This window comes from Stenotrophomonas sp. 112478_Sma, assembly GCF_056479905.1.
In genome coordinates, this window is sequence record NZ_CM151072.1 from 1,766,619 (window position 1) to 1,787,875 (window position 21,257).

A 21,257-nucleotide genomic window follows, 5' to 3' on the forward strand; every position below is an offset into this window, starting at 1 on the left:
CAGGAGCGATACCCATGAGCAAGACACCGCGCACCATCCCGTTCGGCATCATGCTGCAGGGACCGGGCAGCCACATGCATGCGTGGAAGCATCCGTCCAACCCGGCCGATGCCAGCGTGAACCTGGACTTCTACATCGACATCGCGCGCACGGCCGAAGACAACGGCATCGCGTTCGGCTTCGTTGCCGATGGGCTGTACATCAACGAGAAATCGATCCCGCACTTCCTCAACCGCTTCGAGCCGATCTCGCTGTTGTCCGCGCTGGCCACGGCGACGAAGAAGATCGGCCTGGCCGGCACGCTGTCCACCTCCTACAGCGATCCGTTCACCGTGGCCCGGCAGTTCGCCTCGCTGGACCTGATCAGCGGTGGGCGCGCCGGCTGGAACGTGGTGACCTCGCCGCTGGAAGGATCAGGCCGCAACTACGGCCGCCCGCATCCGGAACATGCGCTGCGCTACCAGATCGCCGACGAGTACCTGGAGGTGGTGCAGGGCCTGTGGGATTCATGGGACGACGATGCCTTCATCCGCGACCGCGAACAGGGCACCTTCTTCGCCGCCGACAAGTTCCGCCGCCTCGACCACAAGGGCCGCTTCTTCCAGGTCGAAGGCCCACTGAACATCCAGCGCTCCGCGCAGGGGCAGCCGGTGATCTTCCAGGCGGGCTCGTCCGACGACGGCATCGCGCTGGCCGGCAAGTATGCCGATGCGGTATTCACCCACTCGCCCTCGCTGGAAGAAACCCGTGCCTTCACCCAAAAGGTGAAGAACTCGGCCATCGCCCACGGGCGCAGCGGCAATGACGTTAAGATCTTTCCGGGCATCGGGCCGATTGTCGGCCACACCGCCGAGGAGGCCGAAGCCAAGTACCAGGCGATTGCCGCACTCGCGGGCCTGGACGATGCGCTGGCCTACCTCGGGCGCTTCTTCGACCATCACGATTTCACCCAGTACGATCCCGACGCGCCGTTCCCCGAGCTGGGCGAGATCGGCAGCAATTCGTTCCGCTCCACCACCGATCGGATCAAGCAGGATGCCCGCGAGCAGGGCTTGAGCCTGCGCCAGGTCGCGTTGCAGGCGGTGAGCCCGCGGCCCAACTTCATAGGTACACCCGAGCACGTGGCCGACGAGTTGATCCGCTGGTTCGAGGCGGGCGCCAGCGATGGCTTCATTCTGGGGTTCGCGGCGCAGCGCGAGGGACTGGACGATTTCGTGACCCTGGTACTGCCGATCCTGCAGGCGCGCGGGTATCACCAGCGCGAACTGGAGGGGAAGACGCTGCGCGACCACCTGGGCCTGCCGTACAAGGCCAGCCGTCATTCGACGGCCGCCGAACCGGCGCGGAAGGTGGGGTGAGGCGATGAACGTACTGCGCCGGGCATCGTTGACTGTGGCGCCCACCGGGCCGACGGGCGTGCTGCCTGAAATAGCCGCACGCGCCGATGAGGCCATCGCCATCCGCCACGACCTGCATCGACACCCGGAGCTCGCCTTCGAGGAGCATCGCACCAGCGCACGCGTAGCCGAACTGCTGCAGCAGTGGGGCTATACGGTGACCACGGGCGTCGGCGGAACCGGCGTGGTAGGAACGCTGCAGCGGGGGCAGGGCAGCCGCCGGCTCGGGCTGCGCGCCGACATCGATGCGCTGCCGATCCAGGAGGCGTCCGGGCTGCCCTATGCCAGCCAGAACGAAGGACGGATGCACGCCTGCGGTCATGATGGCCACACTGCGATCCTGCTGTCGGCGGCGCATTACCTGGCCCGGCACGGGCGCATCGATGGCACCCTGCAACTGGTGTTCCAGCCGGCGGAAGAAACCGGCTCCGGTGCGTCAAGGATGCTCGCCGACGGTCTGTTCGAGCGTTTTCCGGTGGATGCGATCTATGGACTGCACAACTGGCCGGGTGTGCCGGTGGGGCACTTCGGCTTTGTCGACGGACCGGCGATGGCATCGGTCGACTGGGCACGGTTGAGGGTGATCGGCAAGGGCGGGCATGGTGCGGAACCACAGGGAAGCGTGGATCCCATCCTCGCCGCCGCGCACATCGTCACCGCACTGCAGAGTGTGGTGTCGCGCAATGTGGACCCGCGGCAGATGGGCGTGGTGACGGTCGGTTCGATCCACGGTGGGCAGGCGGCCAACGTGATTCCCGACGTGGTGGAGCTGACCCTGACCGTACGCGCCTATCTGCCCGACGTTCGCGACACGCTGCGCCGTCGCGTGACCGAGCTTGCCGAGCAGACCGCCGCCGCGTTCGGGGCGCGCGCCGAGATCGAGTTCCCGCGTGGCTTCCCGAGCGTGATCAACCATCCGCAGCAGACCGCCTATATCCGTGAGGTGGCGCTGCAGGGATTCGGCGCAGGGCAGGTGCAGGATGCCTTCGCGCCGCGCACCGCCAGCGAGGACTTCGCCTTCCTGCTGCAGGCCCGGCCCGGAAGCTTCGTGTTCGTCGGCAACGGTGACAGTGCATCGCTGCACAGCCCGCGCTACGTGTTCAACGATGCGGTCATCGCTCCCGCCGCCAGCCTCTGGGCGCGGCTGGCCGAACACTATCTGGTGGAGGACGCAGCATGAGTACGGCACCGTTCGAGGAGCGCTTCCTCTACACCTCGGTGGACGATCCACTGGCGCGGCCACTGTTCGATGGGCTCGAACAGGAGTACGACAGTCGTTACGCCGATGTGCGGCGACGCATCGGTGGCAGTGCGCGCGAGGAGCTGCAACGCTATCCAGCGCAGGCATTCGCTGCGCCAGTGGGAGCGTTCGTGCTGCTGCTGCGTGAGGGCGTGGCCATTTCCGGCGGCGCGTTCATGCCGCACCGCGACCCGGATACGGCCGAGTTCAAGCGCATCTGGACACTGCCTGGCCTGCGCCGCCAGGGCATCGCCCGGCGGGTACTGCAGGAGCTTGAAGACCAGGCCGCACGCCAGGGCTATCGCCGCGTGTACCTGACCACCGGCTTCCGTCAGCCTGAGGCGGTCGGCCTGTACCTGAGCCATGGCTACACCGCACTGTTCGATCTGTCTGCCGACCCGGAATCGATCGCCCATCTGCCGTTCGAGAAGCAGCTGCGGGCACCGGCGCGTCCGCCGGCATCAAGCACTGCCGCCGTGCAGGGAGTCCACGCATGAGTACGCCGTCCACCGCGATCGAGGGTCTGGCCGCGCGTCCGGCACCGGCATTGAAGATCGTGCCGGCGCGGCATCCGCTGCAGGTGTTCGGCACGGTCCTGGCGCTGGCATTGATCCTGATCGGGCTGCAGTCGGTACTCGGCAATCCACGTTGGGGCTGGGGCACCTTCGCCGAGTGGTTCTTCGCCCGCCCGGTGCTGGAAGGGCTGGGTCGCACGCTGTTGCTGACCGCGCTCGGCACCGGCCTGGGCTTCGCGCTGGGCACGCTGCTGGCGCTGGCACGGGTATCCGGCTCGCCGTTGTTGTCGGCGGTATCGTGGGGCTACGTCTGGTTGTTCCGTTCGATTCCACTGCTGGTGCTGTTGCTGCTGCTGAACAATCTGGGTTATCTGTACAGCACGATCGAACTGGGCATTCCGTTCACCGGCATCAGCCTGTTCTCGTATCCCACCACCCAGCTGATCGGTGTGTTCACGGCTGCGGTGCTGGGCCTGACACTGAACCAGGCGGCGTTCTCGGCCGAGGTGATCCGCGGTGGCATCCTCTCGGTCGATCACGGCCAGTATGAAGCAGCGGCCGCGCTGGGCCTGCCGCGCGGCCGCCAGGTGCGGCGCATCATCCTGCCGCAGGCGATGCGTTCGATCCTGCCGGCCGCCTTCAACGATGTGATCGGCCTGGCCAAGAGCACGTCGGTGGTCTACGTGCTGGCGTTGCCGGAGCTGTTCTACACCGTGCAGGTGATCTACCGCCGCAACCTGGAGGTGGTGCCACTGCTGATGGTGGCCACGGTCTGGTACCTGGTGATCCTGACCGTGCTGTCGCTGCTGCAGCGGCGCGTGGAGCAGCGCTTCGCGCGTGGCCAGCTGCAGCGTGAGCGCAGCGTGTCGCGGGTATCCTCGCCCGCGCCGCGTGCGGCATCGCCGGTTGCGGTGCGGCCGCGCATCGCGAGCGTGGCCGAGGCCGGACAGGGAGCGCCGATATCGCTGCACGGTGTCGGCAAGGCGTTCGACGGGCAGCCGGTACTGGAGGACATCACCCTGGAACTGCGCGGCGGCAGCGTAACGGTGCTGATCGGCCCGTCCGGTGCCGGCAAGTCGACGCTGCTGCGGCTGATCAACCACCTGGAGCGCGCCGACACCGGCTTGGTCAGCGTCGGTGGCCAGCTGATCGGCTATCGCCGTGACGGCGACACCCTGTACGAGCTGCCGGAGCGCGAGATCCGCCGCCGTCGTGCCGAGGTGGGCATGGTGTTCCAGGGCTTCAACCTGTTCCCGCACCTGACCGCGCTGGAGAACATCATCGAGGCGCCGATGGCGGTGCGCGGTGTGCCGCGTACGCAGGCCGAACAGCAGGCGCGCGTGCTGCTGGAGCGCGTCGGTCTGGCGGACAGGGCCGATGCGTTCCCGCGCCAGCTGTCAGGTGGCCAGCAGCAGCGCATCGCCATCGCCCGTGCACTGGCCCTGCAGCCGAAGGTGCTGCTGTTCGATGAGCCGACGTCGGCGCTGGACCCGGAACTGGTGGCCGAAGTGCTCAGCGTGATCGAAGAGCTCGCCCGTTCCGGCACCACGCTGGTGATCGTTACCCACGAACTCGGCTTCGCCCGCCGCGTTGCCGACCACGTGGTGATGATGGACCAGGGCCGGGTGATCGAGCAGGGCACGCCCGAGGCCGTATTCGAACACCCGCGCCAGCAGCGCACCGCCGATTTTCTCGCCAAGACCCTCTGATCCGGATGTGACCCCCCATGAGCCCTGCAACGTCTCGTCGCCCCTCGCGCAGCACCCTGCTGGTCATCGCTGTGCTGGTCATCGGCATTGCCGGCATCGTCTATTCCCGTGCACGGCAGGGACCGGAGGCCGTGCCGGCAGCGGCCAGCAGCCTGGCCGGTGCCGGCGCGCCAGCGCTGCGGGGGACCGTGGATCCGAAAGCGCAGGCGCTGGTTCCGGCGGACTTCCGCTTCGTGACGCCGGGCACGTTGACCGTCGCGACGCATCCCGGTCAGTTGCCGCTGGCCGACTATGGCGCCGACAGCAAGGAAGTGATCGGCATCGAGCCGGACATCGCACGGCTGGTGGCCGATGCGCTGGGCCTGAAGCTGGTGGTGGTGCCGGTCGCCTGGGCCGACTGGCCGCTGGGACTGGAGTCGGGCAAGTACGACGCAGTGCTGTCCAACGTAACCGTGACCGAAGAGCGCAAGAAGAAGTTCGACTTCTCCAGCTACCGTTATGACCTGCTCGGCATCTATACGCGCACCGACGGGCCCATCCAGAAGATCGAGAAGCCGGCCGATGTCGCTGGCCTGAAGGTGGTGGTCGGTGCCAGCACCAACCAGGACCAGATCCTGCGGCAGTGGGATGCACAGAACATCGCGGCCGGGCTGGAGCCGGTGCAATACCAGTACTTCGATGATTCGGTGGTCGGCCGCCTGGCCGTGATCACCGGCCGAGCCGATGTGTCGTTCGAACCCAACGCCACCGGCGCGTACTCCGCGCGCGATGGCAAGGTGCGGCGCGTTGGCCTGTTTCCGGGCGGTTGGCCAAACGCTGCTGCGATCTCGGTCACCACGCGCAAGGGCAGCGGCCTGGCCGATGCGGTGACCCAGGCGCTCAACACCCAGATCGGCAGCGGCACCTATGCACAGGCACTGGCGCGCTGGAACGTGACCGAGGAAGCCGTGCCGCAGTCGCAGACCAACCCACCCGGCCTGCCGGATCTCTGACGCCGGGCATGCCCCGGCACCAAGGCGGCTTGTGTAGAGCCGAGCCATGCTCGGCTGCACTACCAACGCGCCTCCAGCGTCCTGAACGGCTTCGCCAACCGCACACCCTCGGCATCGAAGTCGGAAACGCTATGGCCGTCCACGCGCACCTGCTTCGGTGCCGTGCGCGCGGGCCACCAGACCTTGACGGCCGTGGCGCTGCGCAGCCCTTCGCCGAGCGTCACGGTCAGCGTACCGTCGCGTTGCTGTGCCTGCATCCGCAGCGTGCCGTACGCCGTCGGCAGGCGCTCCACCGCAAGGCCATCGCCGGCCAGCCAGGACGGTGGCGTGCCCGGCAGCAGTGACAGGGCATCGTCGTCCTCGCGCATCAGTATCCCGAACAGGGTGCGGCCGTATTCGGCACCGATCCAGGTATGCGGCATGTCGCCCAGGTAGCGCGGGAAACGCAGCCGTGAGTGCACGACTTCGGCCAGCACCTGCCATTGCAGCGGGCGACGGTCGCGCAGCAGGCCCTGCAGCAGTTCGTCGGCCGCTGCGGGCTGGCCCAGATGCACATAGCTCAGAACGTTGCGGATTTCATAAGGGGTGTACGCATACAGCGCACCGGGCTGGTTGCGCTTGCGGACGTCGTCAAGATAGCGGGCAAAGGTGGTGCGCAGCGCATCAGCCGGCAGCACGCTCTGCGCACCGGTGGGATCCAGCGCGATGGAGACGCCGGTCGGGTCGCCATCGCCAAGATCGGCGGAGGAGGGAATGAAATCGATGCCTTTCCACGCCATCGTCGCGCGGATCGAAGCGTGCAGTGCGTCATACAGCGCCTTGTACTGCCCGCGTGCCCAGGTGGCGGTGGCGTGGTCGCCGAGTGATTCAGCCAGCCATGCGCCGTCATGCCAGCCCTTCAGGCTCCAGTAGTCGTCCCAGTAGCTGTGGGTGGGAGAGGGATAGCCCTCGTGGCTGATCGACGGTGCCAGGATGCCGGCAAAGCGTTCCGGCGCCGGTTGATCGGCCTTGTAACCGGGTACCAGCGTGCGCTCACGCAGTTCCTGCAGGAAGCGCAGCGCGGCCTTCACTTTCGGCAGGTACGCACGCACGGACTCGGGGCCACCGTCGAGGCGCGCGACATCGGCCACCAACGCGACGTACTGGCCCTGGCTGTCGTACTCGATGTCCGATCCGAAGCCGGTGTTGACGCTGCCATCGTCATTGAGGATCGGCGACACCAGGCCGTTGGCATGTACCCCGTGTTCGCTGTACCACGCCAGGTAGTCGCGTGCGACCTTGGCTTCGCCCATCCGCAACAGCATCGCCGAGGTGGCCATGCCGTCGCGGATGAAGGAGCGGTTGTAGTTGCGTGGGCCGGGTTGCATGGCCGGGCCGGTCTGGTTGATCAGCATGTACGCGGCCTGGGCACGCAGCATGTCGACCAGCGACGGATCGGGCAGGCGCAGGCCGACCTGGCCCAATCGTGCCTGCCAGTCCGCGGAGGCTTCGGCGGCCAGCGTCTCGAAGCCGGCATCGGCATCGCGTGGCAGGCGCGCGAGGTCCAGTGCCGGTGGCTCCGGCAGTGCGCCCTTGGCGTCGGCCGCCGCCGTACCCAGCGGGAAGGCGACGACCACGGATTGGCTGGCGCCGGGCGCCAGGGTGATCCGGTAGTCCAGCGCCGCCGCCGCCAGCCCACGCGCATCGGTGGCCTGGCGTGCGCCGGGCAACCGGCCCGAAGCGATGGCGGAGGTGATCTCGGTTTCGCCGTTCGGGCCGAACGGTGCCGCGCCGGAGGCGCTGACCGCCGACAGCGAGTGCAGCAGGGTACGACCATTGACGCGCACGCTCTGGCCGTCGATGGCCACGTCGCGGATCGGCGACAGGCCACCGTTCTGCCACGGCGGGTTCATCTGCATCGGCCGCACCACCAGGCTCAGCATGCCCTCGACCGGCGTGGTACCGGTATTGCGCAGTCGATGCCGGAGGAAGGTGACGGGCTGGCCGTCGCGCTCGATCGCGAACGCTTCGCTGCGCAGTTCCAGACCGGGTTGCGGCGACCAGGCGGCCGAGGGCATCGGCTTCCAGCCGTCGCGCAGGGCATGCTGCACGGCCTGTTCCGCGGCACCGGCGGCACGCCCATCGGCATTGCGCCAGATCGGCTGCACCAGCGGTGCGCCCTTGAATGCCTCGATGTTGCCGTATTCGTCGAAGATCGACTTCTGCCGTCCGGCATGCACGCCCACGGCCGTCCAGTACGTCTGCTGCATCTGCAACGACGCCGGGAACAAGCCACGCTGCGCGCCGCTGGCGGCGATCTGGTACTGCTTCATCGGCGTCATCACGGCCTTCGGGCCGAGCAGGCGCAGGCGCGTGACCTGTGGCGAGGGCCCGTCGACGATGAGCCGCAGGGCACGCACATCGTGCACCGTATCGCTGGCCAACCAACTCTGGGCATGGCTGGCGGCCTGCGTGTCCTGCGCCAGCGGCTGCCAGCGCCCCTGCGCATCCTGGGCCTGCAGGCGTGCGGCGCCACGCTGGCCCGCCCACTCCACCGCCAGGCCGGTGCCCGGCTGAGCGCGCGGCAGGGTGATTTCAAGCACATGGCTGCCCTTGCCATCGGTAGGGAGGGCGACGCCGCTACCGCCTTGCCACAACGCGGCTGCCTGTGCGCTGTCGAGTCCGTGCACGCGTGCACTGAGCGTGGCGTCCAAGGGTTCCATCTCGAAGATGGAGACCCCCCAGTCCGACGTGCGCTGGGGACTGGCCAGCCTCAGATAGCGCGCCTGGCGCGGTTCGAAGTACAGCGTCTCCACATCGCCCAGCGAGTCGGCCATGGTGTAGGCGGTCTGCCACTGCCGGCCGTCCATCGAGGTCTGCAGCGTGTAGCCCTCGGGATTGGAGACATCCCAGGTCAGGCGCGCGCCCCCGAGCAGGGCAGGTGCGCCCAGATCGATCTGGAACCAGTGTCCGGGGCTGAAGGCGCCGCCGGTGACCGTCTTCGGGTCGTTGTCGATCAGATGGCCGATGGCCATCGCCGGGACCTGCTGTGATGAGCTGCTGGCCTGCCACTGGCTGCGCGGTGGCAGTGTCTGCGCCTGCGCGGCGGAGGCCATCACGGCCAGCGGCAGCAGAGCGCGCGCGACGTAGCGCAGGCAGGCCCAGGAGGGGCGGAAGCGATCAGCACGCAGCGTCATGTCGACAGCCTTGGAGGTTCGGCCAGGATCGGGCAGGCGCTACGCTAGCAGGGGGTGTAATCGTTTACATGACGCGCTGCAATAGGGCAGAGGGCGGACGCGTGGCGCGACGCCCTGCACGGCGTCGCGACAGCCATCGTCCGCAACGTCACTGCCTGCACGAACCGGCGCCCCGTGACAGCAGCGCCCAGGCAAGCTCAGCGCAGCGCCACCTGTTCCCACCAGCGCGTGCCTGCCTGCGGCGCCTGCATGTCCAGCGCCTCGCCCATCATCGGCGTGGCGATCGGCACATCGTGCGCGGCTGCCAGCGCGGTGATGCGCTCGAAGGGCTGTTGCCAGTCGTGCAGGGCCAGGTCGAAGGTGCCGTTGTGGATCGGCAGCAGCCACTTGCCGCGCAGGTCCAGGTGGGCCTGCAGCGTCTGCTCCGGCTGCATGTGCACGAATGCCCAGCGCGGATCGTATGCGCCGGTTTCGATCATGGTCAGATCGAACGGGCCGTACTTCTCGCCGATGGCCTTGAAGCCATCGAAGTAGCCGGTGTCACCACTGAAGAAGATGCGGAAGTCGCCGTCCTGGATGACCCACGAGGCCCACAGGCTGCGGTCGCTGTCGCCCAGGCCGCGGCCGGAGAAGTGCTGGCCGGGTGTGGCGGTCAGGCGCAGGCCATCGGCTTCGGTCGATTGCCACCAGTCCAGCTGTTCGACCTTGTCCGCGTCCACGCCCCAGGCGATCAACTGATCACCCACACCCAGCGGCGCGATGAAGCGCGTGGTCTTGCCCGCCAGCTGCATCACCGCAGCGTGATCCAGGTGGTCGTAATGGTTGTGCGAGAGGATCACGCCGGCGATCGGCGGCAGCTGTTCGATGCTGATCGGCGGGGCGTGGAAGCGCGCAGGGCCCATCCACTGCACCGGTGACGCCCGTTCGGAGAAGACCGGGTCGGTCAGCCAATACTGGCCGCGCAGCTTCAGCAGGATCGTCGAATGCCCCAGCCGGAACAGGCTGCGATCCGGCGCGGCTTCCAGCGCGGCACGATCCAGCGCCTGCACCGGAATGGCGCCCGCGGGTACGGTCCCCTTCGGCTTGTTGAACAGGAAGGTCCACCAGATCTCCAGCCCGTTGCGCAGGCCCATCGCCGGCCGCGGCAGTACGTTGTGGAACTTGCCCTCGCGGTACTGCGGGGAGTCGGGGAAGTCGGGGAGGGACCAGGACTTGCAGAAGGTGTAGGCGGTCACGGCGAGGATTCCAAGCAGGAGGACAAGGAGCAGGCGCTTCATGGGTGACGTCCGCAGGGTACACTGCACAGTGTAGTTTCCTGCTGCGGAAAAGTATACTCATCGGTGTAAAATGGGGGTATCCGTTCAGTTATCTGGTGTCGCCATGTCCCGTCCGCCGCAGCGCCTGACCGACCGCAAACGCGAGGCCATCGTGCGCGCGGCGGTGGAGGAGTTCCGCACGGCCGGCTATGAAGCCACCAGCATGGACCGGATCGCGGCAGCGGCCGGTGTATCCAAACGCACGGTCTACAACCACTTCCCCAGCAAGGAAGAACTGTTCTCGCTGATTCTGGAGGAACTCTGGGAACGCAGCATGGCCGGCGTCGAGCTGCCCTACCGTGCGGAGCAGCCACTGGAGCCGCAGCTGCTCGCGTTGCTGGAGCAGAAGCTGGAACTGCTGGGTGATGCCAATTTCATCGACCTGGCCCGCGTTGCCATGGCGGAGATCATCCATTCACCCGAACGTGCGCAGGCAATCGTCTGTCGCATGGGCGAGAAGGAGAGTGGGGAAAGCGCCTGGATCCGTGCAGCGATCGCCGATGGCCGGCTGCGTGCGGTCGATCCCGAATTCGCCGCCCATCAGCTGCATGGACTGGTGAAGAGTTTCGCCTTCTGGCCGCAGGTAACGATGGGGCAGGCGCCGCTGGGGGCCGACGAGCGCGCGCGGGTGGCGGCATCGGCGGTCGCCATGTTCCTGGGCCACTACGCGCGCTGACGCCGTGGCAACCGCGTCGGCATGGCTCGCCCGGCTCGCAAGCACAGTGCTGTGACGGACATGTCTGTGCCGTCGATGCGCCATCTGCGATAGTGACGTCGGGTATCAATGCACGATTGCTTCCATGTCATCCGCTTCGGCGCGCCATATCGGCGAAGTCCTGCAACAGTCCTATGGCATCACCACCGCCGCCGTGGTGCCTCGCGCGGTTGGCGCAGACGCCAATGCCAGCGTTTACCGCATCGACGCGCGACGCGGTCAGTGGTGGTTGAAATGCCGCACCTACCAGGTGCAACCGGCGGTCTGGGACACGCTGCATTGGCTGCGGGGCACCCTGGGCATCGAGGAGATCGTGGCGCCCTGGCCGGCGTTGACCGGCGGCGCGTCGGTCCAGCGCTGGGGCCTGCAGTTCACGCTGTTTCCCTACATCGAGGGCCAGTCCGGTTTCGAGGCGCCGCTCAGCCATGCGCAGTGGCTGCGCCTGGGCAACGTGCTGCGCCGGCTGCATGACGCTGAGGTGCCCGAATCGCTGCAACGCGCGCTGCCGACCCTGCGCCTTGAAGCGGATGCGTTGACCACCGTTGGGCGCTGGCTGCAGCCGGGCGATGCCTTGCCGGTCGCGCAGGATCGGTTGGGCAGCGCGTTCCTGGCCGTCTGGGAGCTGCGCCGCGAACGCATTGCCGAGGTCCACCGCCGCGCGTCGGAACTGCACGATGAACTGCGCGACGAACGGCCGCCGCTGCGGTTGTGCCATACCGACCTGCATGCGGGAAACCTGCTGATGGGCAACGAGGGCAACCTGCACCTGATTGATTGGGATGGCCTGTCCCTGGCGCCCCGCGAGCGGGATCTGATGTTTCCCGGCGCGGCGGTGGGTGGACGCTGGGGGCGCGAACGTCCGCTCGGTTTCGTGGAAGGGTATGGCCCGGACCTGGGGGACCCACGCTGGATCGCCTGGTACCGGCACTGGCGGATCCTGCAGGACCTGATCGAGTTCGAACAGGTGCTGCTGGGGGGCGACGCGCTGGAGCGCTCGCCGCAGCTGCGCCGTCAGTCGCTGCACTACCTGGGCGAACAGTTCGCGCCGGGCAATGTGTTCGACGCAGCCGAACGCGCGTATCGCGCGCTGGACGCGTCGCCGCTGCAGCGTTGACGGTGGATCATTCGGCGGGCTTGGCCGCCGCTGACGCCGCCGCCGTCGCCGCCCGCCGCGACAGCACGGCCTCGCGGTGGGCGATGTAAGCGTTGGCGGCCAGAATGATGCCCGCACCGACGATGGTCCAGCGGTCCACGGTCTCGTTGAACAGCAGCCACCCGCACAGGGTCACCAGCGGCAGCTGCAGGAAGCTGATCGGCGTCAGCGCCGACACTTCTCCCAGGCGCAGCGCACGCGTCCACAGCAGCTGGCCGACCGTGCCCATCACGCCGGTGAGCAGCAGCCACAGCCAGGCCACGCCACTGGGCCAGACCCAGACAAACACTGCCGGAACCAGCGAAAGCGGCACCCAGAAGACGTAGGTATAGAGCACCACGGTATCGGCGCTGTCCACGCGGGTGAGCTGCTTGATCTGGATGGCCACCAGTGAACTCAGCACCGCAGCGGCGACGGCGACCAGGCTGCCAGCGGTGAAGCCGGTGGTGCCCGGCCGCACGATCACCAGCACACCGATGAAACCGACCACCACTGCGGCCCAGCGGCGCACACGCACGGTTTCGCCCAGCCACAGCACGGCGGCGATGGTGACGAACAATGGTGTGGAGTACGAGAGCGATACCGCCTGCGCCAGTGGCAGATGGCCCAACGCCCAGAACGCGCACAGCATCGAACCCAGGCCGATCGCACTACGCACGAAGTAGCGTGGCAGCTGCTGGGTCTTCAGCGGCGCATGGCCCGGCCGCAGCAGCATCGGCAGCAGTGCCAGCAGGCCGAACGCGTTGCGGAAGAAGGCGACCTCCTGGGTCGGTACGTAACGGGTGGCGTAACGGATCGCCACCGCCATCATGCCGAACGCCAGGGTGCTGCCGAGCATCAGCAGTGCCGCCCGCATCGGGGTGGCGCCGGCGGAAAGGGCGGGGGTGTTCACCACTGTGCGCCGAGCAGGCGGGGCTCCGGTTCGATCGGTACGCCGAATTTCTCCAGCACTGACGCGGAAATGCGCCGCGCCAGCGCAAGCAGCTCGGCCCCGGTGGCGTTGCCATGGTTGACCAGGACCAGCGCATGGCTGGCAGCAACGCCTGCATCGCCCTCACGGAAGCCCTTCCAGCCGCAGGCCTCGATCATCCACGCTGCGGAGACCTTGCGCCGGTCCTCACGATCGGCCGGGAACACCGGCAGGTCCGGGAAATGCTGCAGCAGCACGTCGACCTGCTCCAGGGGCAGGACCGGATTCTTGAAGAAACTGCCGGCATTGCCCAGCACCTCCGGATCGGGCAGCTTGCGGCGGCGGATCGCGATGACTGCGTTGGCCACGTCCACGGCACTGGGCAGCTCCACGCCCTGCGCCTGCAGTTCTTCGCGGATGCCGGCATAGTCCATGCGCAGGTCGTGCAGCAAGGGCAGCTTCAGCTCGATGGCGGTGATCAGGTAGCGGTCTGCCTGCTGCTTGAACACGCTGTCGCGGTAGGCGAAGCCACACTGTTCGTTGTCCAGCCGCACCCATACCTGCTCGTGGCAGTCCCAGGCTTCCACTGCCTGGATGAACTCGCCGACCTGTGCGCCATAGGCGCCGATGTTCTGGATCGGCGCTGCACCGGCCGTGCCTGGAATCAGGGCCAGGTTCTCCAGCCCGGACAGGCCTTCCTGCAGCGACCACATCACCAGGCCGTGCCAGGGCACGCCGGCACCGGCGCGGATCACCGCATGATCGGCGCGATGCTCCAGGAAACTGATGTCGCGGTTGCCGAACACCAGCACGGTGCCAGGCAGATCGTCGGCGATCAGCACATTGCTGCCGCTGCCCAGCACCAGCAGCGGTCCGCCGGAAACCTCCGGCAGCGCCAGCACGTCCGGCAACAGCGATGCGTCATGCAGCTCCAGCAGCTGCGCGGCATTGGCACGCACGTGGAAGGTGTTCAGCGCCTGCAGCGGCGCGTTCCGGGTCAGTGTCCAGCGCAGCGGTGCGGCGGTGTCGAGTCCATCCATGGGGGTGCTCACAGCGGCGCCACCGCGCCACGGCTGGGCGCTTCGCGGCGGCGGCGGATCGCCTCCACGCATTCCGATACCAGCGCCGGCCCGCGGAAGATCAGGCCGCTGTAGCACTGCACCAGCGAGGCGCCCGCCGCCATCTTGGCCACTGCGTCGGCGCCGGACAGGATGCCGCCGACACCGACCAGCGGCACCGACTCGGGCAGGCGCGAGCGCAGCCGCCGCAGGACCAGGGTGGACTGTTCCAGGACCGGGGCACCGGACAGACCGCCGGCTTCGTTCGCCAGCGGATCGCCGGCCACCTTGCTGTGGTCGATCGTGGTGTTGGTCGCGATCACGCCGTCCACCTGCAGCTCGCCGAGCACGCGCGCAGCAGCGTCGATGTCGCGCTCGCTGAGGTCAGGCGCCACCTTCACCAGCATCGGTACGCGCCGGCCGTGCCGCGCGGCCAGGTCTTCCTGGCGATCACGCAGCTGGCTGACCAGCTGGCGCAGTGCGGTTTCCTCCTGCAGCTCGCGCAGGCCGGCGGTGTTGGGCGAGGAGATGTTGACGGTGATGTAGTCAGCCAGCGGGTACACCTTGTCGAGGCAGGCCACATAGTCGTCGACGGCCTGCTCGTTGGGGGTGTCCTTGTTCTTGCCGATGTTGATGCCGAGCAGGCCGCGACGGTTGCGCGCGCGCTCGACATTGCGCACCAGTGCATCCACGCCTGCGTTGTTGAAGCCCATGCGATTGATGATGGCGTTGTGCGCCGGCAGCCGGAACAGCCGCGGCGTCGGGTTGCCCGCCTGTGGCCGCGGCGTGATCGTGCCGATCTCGACGAAGCCGAAACCCAGCGCGAACAGCGCATCGATGTGCTCGCCATTCTTGTCCAGGCCGGCCGCCAGGCCGACCGGATTGGGGAATGTCAGCCCGAACACGGTGCTCGGCAGCGGCGCGATGCGTGCGGCCAGCAGCGGCGTGGTGCCGGTGCGATAGGCCACGTCCAATGCGGACAGGCCGAGGCCGTGGGCGCGCTCGGCGTCGAGCGAGAACAGGAAGGGGCGGGCAAGCGAATACATGCGTCGGTTCAGTCCAGCGTGCCGAGGAAGGCTCGGGTTCGATATTCAAAGGCGACCTGACCGTTGACCGCGTGGGCCGCGAACAGATCCTGCAGTGCCGCCAGCATCGGCGCATGGCGCGGATGCCCGGGCTGTGGCGCATAGGAGGACGACAGCAGGCGGCCGCGCAGGGCGTCCAGATCCAGGTGCTGCACGTTCGGCAGTTCCACCTGGCCGCGCAACCCGGCGCCAAACCATGCCTGCATCGTGGCGTCATCCTGGTAGCGTTCTGCCACGGCGGAATAGTCCGTGCCGTAATCGAGCAGCAGCTGCTCATAGCCAACCAGGAACGGGCTGGCATCGAGCAGGCGTGAGTTCCAGTAGATCAGCGCCAGTCCGCCGGGGCGCAGGATGCGCTGCCATTCAACACGGACGGCGTCGGTGTCGAACCAGTGGAAGGCCTGCGCGGCACTGACCAGATCGACGCTGTGCTCTGCCAGGCCGGTGGCCTCGGCACGCCCATCGACGGCCTGGAACAACGGGTATGCAGCCAGCCAGCCTTCGGCAGCAGCGCGCATGGCGGCGTTGGGCTCGACCGCGACCACAGGATGGCCGGTGTCGAGGAACAGACGGCTGGAAATGCCGGTACCGGCGCCGATGTCGGCCACCCGTGCATCGTGGCCGACGCCCATCGGTCCATGCAGCCATTCCATCAACGCCGGCGGGTAGTCAGGCCGGTAACGGACATAATCGGCGACGCGGCTGCTGAAGCGTTCGGTGCTGTCGGAGGAGGTCATGGCGTTCAGTTCGACAGTGCGGCGAGCCAAGCCAGGCCACCGAAGAAGAGGATGAAGGCCAGGACTGCCGCCAGGGCGGCTGCCACCATCACCCAGCCCAGCACCAGCCCGGTGACGGCCAGGCCATCGCCTTCGAGTTCATGCGGGCGGCGGCGGATCTCGGCGCGGGCCATGTGGCCGGTGACGATGGCGACGATGCTGGCCACGAAGGGCAGGACAGTCCAGGCGGCAATGCCCATGACCAGGCTGACCACGGCCAGGGCGCTTGTCTGTCGGGGTGCCACGCTCATCGGGTCCTCCTTGCAGTAGGCACATGATAGTGCCTCCGTCCGGGCAATCCCATGGGCAGTGCCCGGCCCGAGCGGTTCAGCCCATCAGTACCTGGCCACCATCGACGTTCAGCACGTGACCGGTGATCCAGCGCGCCAGCGGCGAGCACAGGAACAGCGCGGCATCGGCAATCTCGCGTGGCTGGCCGAAGCGGCCGAACGGAATTCTTGCCAGGGTGCCGTGATACAGCGCCGGGTCGCTGGTTTTGCGCCGGTCCCACAGACCGTCGGCAAACTCGATGGAGCCCGGGGCGATCGCGTTGACCCGGATCCGGTCTGGCGCCAGTGCCAGCGCCTGCGACGTGGTGTAGTGCGAAAGAGCGGCCTTGGCAGCCGCATAGGGAGCGCCCCCCGGCCGGGGTTGCTGCGCGGCGATCGAGGAGAGATTGAGGATGCAGGCGTCGCTCGATTCGCGCAGCCAGGGCAGGGCGAGCCGCGAGGCCCGCACCGCGGCCATCAGGTCGACCTGCAGGCTGGCGGCCCAGCCGTCTTCATCGTCTGCCATGCCGTAACCGGTGGCATTGTTGACCAGCACGTCGATGCCGCCCAGGAACGCTGCGGCCGCATGCAGCCAGGCGTCGATCTGGCCGGGGTCGGCCAGGTCGGCGGCAAAGGCGTGCAGTGATGCCCCCTGGGCCGCTGCGTCGGCCAGCAGGGCGTCGAGCCCCGCCTGTCCTCGTGCGCAGACCGAGACATGGGCGCCGGCCGCAGCGAAGGCCAGGGCCATCTCACGGCCGATGCCCTTGCTGCCACCGGCAACCAGCACCCGGCGGCCGCTGAAGTCGAGGATTGGAGCCCCCGCGGGGGCCCCACCCTCGGCGCCGTCCGGGCCGGGATGCATCACAGGTCGAACTTGATGCCCTGGGCCAGCGGCAGCGAATCGGAGTAGTTGATGGTGTTGGTCTGCCGGCGCATGTAGACCTTCCATGCGTCCGAGCCCGACTCGCGGCCACCACCGGTGTCCTTCTCGCCACCGAACGCGCCACCGATCTCCGCACCGGAGGTGCCAATGTTGACGTTGGCGATGCCGCAATCCGAGCCCGCGGCCGACAGGAAGCGTTCGGCGGTCTTCAGATTCTGGGTGAAGATCGACGAGGACAGGCCCTGCGGCACCCCGTTCTGCATGTCGATGGCTTCGTCGATGCTGTCGTAGGGCATCACGTACAGGATCGGCGCGAAGGTCTCGTGCTGGACCACGGCATCGCTGTTCTTCAGGCCGCTGACAATGGCCGGCAGCACGAAGTTGCCGGCGCGGTCGATGCGGGTGCCACCGGTCTCGATGGTGCCGCCGGCGGCCTTGGCCTGGGCAATTGCATCGAGGAACTGCTGCACGGCACCCTCGCTGTTCAGCGGACCCATCAGGTTGGCGGCATCGGTCGGGTCGCCGATCTTGCCTTCCACCTGCTTGTACGCCTTGACCAGCGTGGCCAGCACGTCGGCGTAGATCGAGCGGTGCACGATCAGGCGGCGGGTGGTGGTGCAGCGCTGGCCGGCCGTACCGACGGCGCCGAACACGATCCCCGGCACAGCCAGCTTCAGGTCGGCGGTCTCGTCGAGGATGATGGCATTGTTGCCACCCAGTTCCAGCAGGCAGCGGCCCAGGCGGCGCGCCACCTTTTCATTGACGGTGCGGCCGACCTGGGTGGAGCCGGTGAAGCTGATCAGCGGCACGCGACGATCATCAACCAGCTTTTCCGACAGTGCGGTGCCGGCATCGTTGACCAGGTAGAAGATGTCCGGGAAGCCGGCTTCGCGCAGCGCGTCGTTGCAGATCTTCATCGAGGCGATGGCGGTCAGCGGCGTCTTGTTGGACGGCTTCCAGATGCACACGTCGCCGCAGATCGCCGCCAGGAATGCATTCCAGCTCCACACCGCGACCGGGAAGTTGAAGGCTGAAATGATGCCGACCAGGCCCAGCGGGTGGTACTGCTCGTACATGCGGTGGCCGGGGCGCTCCGAGTGCATCGTGTAGCCATACAGCATGCGGCTCTGGCCGACGGCGAAGTCGGCGATGTCGATCATCTCCTGCACCTCGCCATCGCCTTCCGGCTTGCTCTTGCCCATCTCCAGGGCAACCAGCGAGCCCAGCGCGTCCTTGTGCCTGCGCAGCGCCTCGCCGCACAGGCGCACGGCTTCGCCACGGCGCGGGGCAGGGGTGGTGCGCCACTGCTTGAACGCTTCCTGGGCGCGGGCGATCACCGTTTCGTATTCAGTCTCGGTGGTCGCACGCACCTGTGCGATCGGCTCGCCCGTGGTCGGGTTGACCGGGGTGATCAGCTCACCGCTGGCAGCGCTCGACCACTCCCCGTTGCCCAGGTACGTGCCAGCGTTGATCGCGTCCAGGCCAAGGGACTTGAGCAGCTCGGAAGACATGCAGACTCCTGTGTTTCGTTACGTTGTTTGGCGTCATCGCGGGCGGGTGGGGGGCGATGAACAGAACCGCCGATGGTAGCAGAGGGCGATGAGCGGCCTTGGTGCAGTGCAGGGTGCCAGGCCTGGCGGACGTGCTGGGACGGGACGTCCCGGGGGGGCGCCAATCGGGTTGATCCTTCGGGGCGTGATGGGATGATTCCGTGCATCAAACGTCAATTTCTGGACGCTGTCGGACGTAGTGCGAATCATTTTGACGCATTTTGAAATATTAAAAAATAGGAATAGTTCTAATGACTTAGGGTGGGTCGGGCGGGTGAATGGGCGCGCGACGGGCTGCCGCTTCCTACCAATTGCCTTTCACATCATCCACAATCACGTTCGACTTATTGACGCAATTCCGTCTGTTCGCACCGGCTTGGGGAGGCCTGGTATGCGACAGCCATCACAATTGTAGTGCTGGATCGGAAAACAGCTTGGAGAAGTGCAGTGCTACATGGATCGGTAGATGACCTCCCCGCAGAGCGTGCCGATGCCGGCCGCCGCCGGGTCGAAGCCCGGGCGGCCCTGGAACTGGGGCTTCGCCTCGGAGACCTGTTGCTCCTGCCCGGCATGGCTGCATTGGCCCACGTCGTGTGCTACGGCACGCCGGCGCCCAACCAGTCCCAGCGCATCGTCTTCGGTGCGGTGATTCTCAGCGCCATCGTCTGCTTCTCCATCGCGCCGGTCTACCGCAACTGGCGCCTGCGTGGCCTGCTGGCCGACCTCTGGCTGCTGCTGCTGGCCTGGTCCGGCAGCTTCGCCCTGTTCTCGCTGTATGCCGTGCTGGTGGGGCTGGCCGATGCCGTTCCGTCGCGCTGGCTGGTGGGCTGGTACATTGGCGGCCTGGCCTCGATGGCGGGGCTGCGCGTACTCCTTCGTGTCCAGCTGCACCGGTTGCGTTCGCGTGGACTGGATCATGAGCGGATCCTGCTGGTCGGGCTCCGGGCCCCGGCGCTCAGGCTGCATCGCCTGCTGCGCGGCAAGCCGGAGATGGGCAAGGAAGTGATCGGCTACTTCACCAGCAAGGGCGACATCGCCACCCGGCGTGGCGGCGATGCCCCGCAGCGCCTGGGCGCACTGGATGATGTGCCGCGCTACCTGGATGCGCACCGGGGGGAGTTCGACCAGGTCTGGGTGTCCCTGCCGCTGGGGGATACCGCGCCCATCCGTGACATGCTCAAGCAGATCGAGCGGTTCCCGGTGCCGATCCGCCTGATTCCCGATACCACGGGCCTGGGGGCACTGAACCCGGGCGTGCACCAGGTGGGCGATGTGCCGATGATCGGCGTTCGCCAGGGCCTGGTGGACCACAATTTCCGCCTGTTCAAGCGCATCGAGGACATCCTCGTGGCCGGCGTTGCGGTCGTCCTGCTGGCGCCGCTTTTCGTGGTGCTGGCGATCGGCGTGAAGATCAGTTCACCCGGCCCGATCCTGTTCCGCCAGCGCCGCCACGGTCTGGGCGGGAAGGAGTTCTGGATGCTGAAGTTCCGCTCCATGCGCGTGCATGAGGAAGGGACGGGGCAGATCACCCAGGCGACCCGGGGCGACCCGCGGGTGACCCGGTTCGGTGCCTTCCTGCGGCGCAGCAGCCTGGATGAGCTGCCCCAGTTCTTCAACGTGCTGGGTGGCAGCATGTCGGTGGTGGGCCCGCGTCCGCATGCGATCCAGCACAACAATCACTATGAACGCGTGATCGAACGCTACATGCACCGCCATTACGTCAAGCCGGGCATCACCGGCTGGGCGCAGGTGCACGGGCTGCGGGGCGAGACGCCGGAACTGCGGTCGATGAAGAAGCGCGTGCAGTACGACATCGACTACATCCGTCGCTGGAGCCCGACCCTGGATGTGCGGATCATTGCGTTGACGGCGCTGAAGGTTCTCGGGCAGAAGTCGGCTTATTGACCCTGCAGAACTCCGAACTGCGACGTAATTCCATGAATTGCATGGCTATTTTCTCGCCAGCAGCGGCGCTGTAAGGTAATCTGTGCAGCTGTCAGCGCTCCGCCCGTTTCGCGGCGGGGCCTGCATGGAATGCCACAGGATCCAGGTCAGTGTTCAATAACGTACTTTTTGTTTGCGTCGGCAATATCTGCCGCAGTCCCTCGGCTGAAGTGATGCTTCGACGGGCGGTCCAGGGCAGAGGCATCCAGGTGTCTTCCGCAGGTCTGGGAGCACTCGTCGGGCATGGTATCGACGCCACTGCCCAGGCGCTGCTGGTGGAGCAGGGCATGGATGGGCTGGCTCACCGCGCACGCCAGATCGATGATGCGATCCTTGGGGCGGCCGATCTGGTGCTGGCCATGGAGCGCAAGCACATTCACCGCATCACCGAGATTGCGCCGCAGGCGTCGGGCAAGACCTTCCTGCTGGGCAAGTGGCAGCAGGACCGGGAAATCCCCGATCCCTATCGCCAGCAGCGTCCTGCTTTCGAGCATGTCTACAGATTGATGGCCGAAGGCATCGAAAGCTGGGTGCGGTACCTGTAGGTCTTCACCGGGCGAACGTGCAGC

General features: G+C 67.2%; 18 protein-coding genes. 9 read left to right on the forward strand and 9 right to left on the reverse strand.

The window, feature by feature from the left end:
* Positions 1 to 14 precede the first annotated feature (14 nt).
* The 5 genes from ACZK08_RS08350 to ACZK08_RS08370 are packed head-to-tail and all read left to right on the forward strand — an operon-like array spanning position 15 to position 5,853.
* The gene (locus ACZK08_RS08350) at positions 15 to 1,358 is read left to right on the forward strand and encodes an LLM class flavin-dependent oxidoreductase (protein WP_065181366.1); all 1,344 of its coding nucleotides are present in this window, start codon (positions 15 to 17) and stop codon (positions 1,356 to 1,358) included.
* Between the two features lie 4 nt (positions 1,359 to 1,362).
* Positions 1,363 to 2,577 carry a M20 aminoacylase family protein gene (locus ACZK08_RS08355; protein ID WP_065181367.1) on the forward strand — a complete coding sequence of 405 codons (1,215 nt, stop codon included), beginning with the start codon at positions 1,363 to 1,365 and terminating at the stop codon, positions 2,575 to 2,577.
* Complete coding sequence (locus tag ACZK08_RS08360) at positions 2,574 to 3,134, forward strand: GNAT family N-acetyltransferase (RefSeq protein ID WP_065181368.1); 561 nt, start codon at positions 2,574 to 2,576, stop codon at positions 3,132 to 3,134. Before ACZK08_RS08355 ends, ACZK08_RS08360 begins: the two co-directional genes overlap by 4 nt.
* Positions 3,131 to 4,861, forward strand: coding sequence for an amino acid ABC transporter permease/ATP-binding protein (locus ACZK08_RS08365; RefSeq protein ID WP_081284349.1), 1,731 nt, complete (start codon positions 3,131 to 3,133; stop codon positions 4,859 to 4,861). The genes ACZK08_RS08360 and ACZK08_RS08365 overlap by 4 nt, the downstream gene beginning before the upstream one ends.
* A gap of 17 nt (positions 4,862 to 4,878) precedes the next feature.
* Positions 4,879 to 5,853 carry an ABC transporter substrate-binding protein gene (locus tag ACZK08_RS08370; RefSeq protein ID WP_065181369.1) on the forward strand — a complete coding sequence of 325 codons (975 nt, stop codon included), beginning with the start codon at positions 4,879 to 4,881 and terminating at the stop codon, positions 5,851 to 5,853.
* 59 nt (positions 5,854 to 5,912) lie between these two features.
* Here ACZK08_RS08370 and ACZK08_RS08375 read toward each other — a convergent pair whose 3' ends face one another.
* Complete coding sequence (locus ACZK08_RS08375) at positions 5,913 to 9,029, reverse strand: galactose-binding domain-containing protein (RefSeq protein ID WP_065181370.1); 3,117 nt, start codon at positions 9,027 to 9,029, stop codon at positions 5,913 to 5,915.
* Positions 9,030 to 9,226: 197 nt separating this feature from the next.
* A complete protein-coding gene (locus ACZK08_RS08380; RefSeq protein ID WP_065181371.1) occupies positions 9,227 to 10,306 on the reverse strand; it encodes an MBL fold metallo-hydrolase in 1,080 nt (359 codons plus the stop codon).
* 103 nt (positions 10,307 to 10,409) lie between these two features.
* Between ACZK08_RS08380 and ACZK08_RS08385 the strand changes: the two genes are divergently transcribed.
* Positions 10,410 to 11,021: a TetR/AcrR family transcriptional regulator gene (locus ACZK08_RS08385; RefSeq protein ID WP_065175563.1), complete on the forward strand. Its 612-nt coding sequence runs from the start codon at positions 10,410 to 10,412 to the stop codon at positions 11,019 to 11,021.
* Positions 11,022 to 11,145: 124 nt separating this feature from the next.
* Entirely contained in the window at positions 11,146 to 12,174 is a 1,029-nt protein-coding gene (locus ACZK08_RS08390) for an aminoglycoside phosphotransferase family protein (protein WP_065181372.1), read from the forward strand.
* 7 nt (positions 12,175 to 12,181) lie between these two features.
* Here the strand turns inward: ACZK08_RS08390 and ACZK08_RS08395 are convergent, their stop codons facing one another.
* The 7 genes from ACZK08_RS08395 to amaB form a co-directional block, all read right to left on the reverse strand.
* Positions 12,182 to 13,069, reverse strand: a complete 888-nt coding sequence (locus ACZK08_RS08395) for a DMT family transporter (protein ID WP_053517553.1) — start codon at positions 13,067 to 13,069, stop codon at positions 12,182 to 12,184.
* A gap of 32 nt (positions 13,070 to 13,101) precedes the next feature.
* Entirely contained in the window at positions 13,102 to 14,163 is a 1,062-nt protein-coding gene (gene murB / locus ACZK08_RS08400; protein ID WP_053517611.1) for a UDP-N-acetylmuramate dehydrogenase, read from the reverse strand.
* An 8-nt stretch (positions 14,164 to 14,171) separates the two neighbouring features.
* Positions 14,172 to 15,227, reverse strand: a complete 1,056-nt coding sequence (locus ACZK08_RS08405; RefSeq protein WP_065181373.1) for a quinone-dependent dihydroorotate dehydrogenase — start codon at positions 15,225 to 15,227, stop codon at positions 14,172 to 14,174.
* Positions 15,228 to 15,235: 8 nt separating this feature from the next.
* Positions 15,236 to 16,003, reverse strand: coding sequence for a class I SAM-dependent methyltransferase (locus tag ACZK08_RS08410; protein ID WP_065181374.1), 768 nt, complete (start codon positions 16,001 to 16,003; stop codon positions 15,236 to 15,238).
* 5 nt (positions 16,004 to 16,008) lie between these two features.
* On the reverse strand, positions 16,009 to 16,293 hold the full coding sequence (locus ACZK08_RS08415) for a DUF4190 domain-containing protein (RefSeq protein WP_053517549.1): 285 nt from the start codon (positions 16,291 to 16,293) through the stop codon (positions 16,009 to 16,011).
* A 76-nt stretch (positions 16,294 to 16,369) separates the two neighbouring features.
* A complete protein-coding gene (locus tag ACZK08_RS08420) occupies positions 16,370 to 17,173 on the reverse strand; it encodes an SDR family NAD(P)-dependent oxidoreductase (protein WP_053517548.1) in 804 nt (267 codons plus the stop codon).
* Positions 17,173 to 18,705, reverse strand: coding sequence for an L-piperidine-6-carboxylate dehydrogenase (amaB, locus tag ACZK08_RS08425; RefSeq protein WP_065181375.1), 1,533 nt, complete (start codon positions 18,703 to 18,705; stop codon positions 17,173 to 17,175). The genes ACZK08_RS08420 and amaB overlap by 1 nt, the downstream gene beginning before the upstream one ends.
* A gap of 594 nt (positions 18,706 to 19,299) precedes the next feature.
* Between amaB and ACZK08_RS08430 the strand changes: the two genes are divergently transcribed.
* Together ACZK08_RS08430 and ACZK08_RS08435 are read left to right on the forward strand one after the other, a co-directional pair.
* Positions 19,300 to 20,649: an undecaprenyl-phosphate glucose phosphotransferase gene (locus ACZK08_RS08430; protein WP_428992351.1), complete on the forward strand. Its 1,350-nt coding sequence runs from the start codon at positions 19,300 to 19,302 to the stop codon at positions 20,647 to 20,649.
* A gap of 149 nt (positions 20,650 to 20,798) precedes the next feature.
* The gene (locus ACZK08_RS08435) at positions 20,799 to 21,233 is read left to right on the forward strand and encodes a low molecular weight protein-tyrosine-phosphatase (RefSeq protein WP_053516763.1); all 435 of its coding nucleotides are present in this window, start codon (positions 20,799 to 20,801) and stop codon (positions 21,231 to 21,233) included.
* Positions 21,234 to 21,257: the final 24 nt, after the last annotated feature.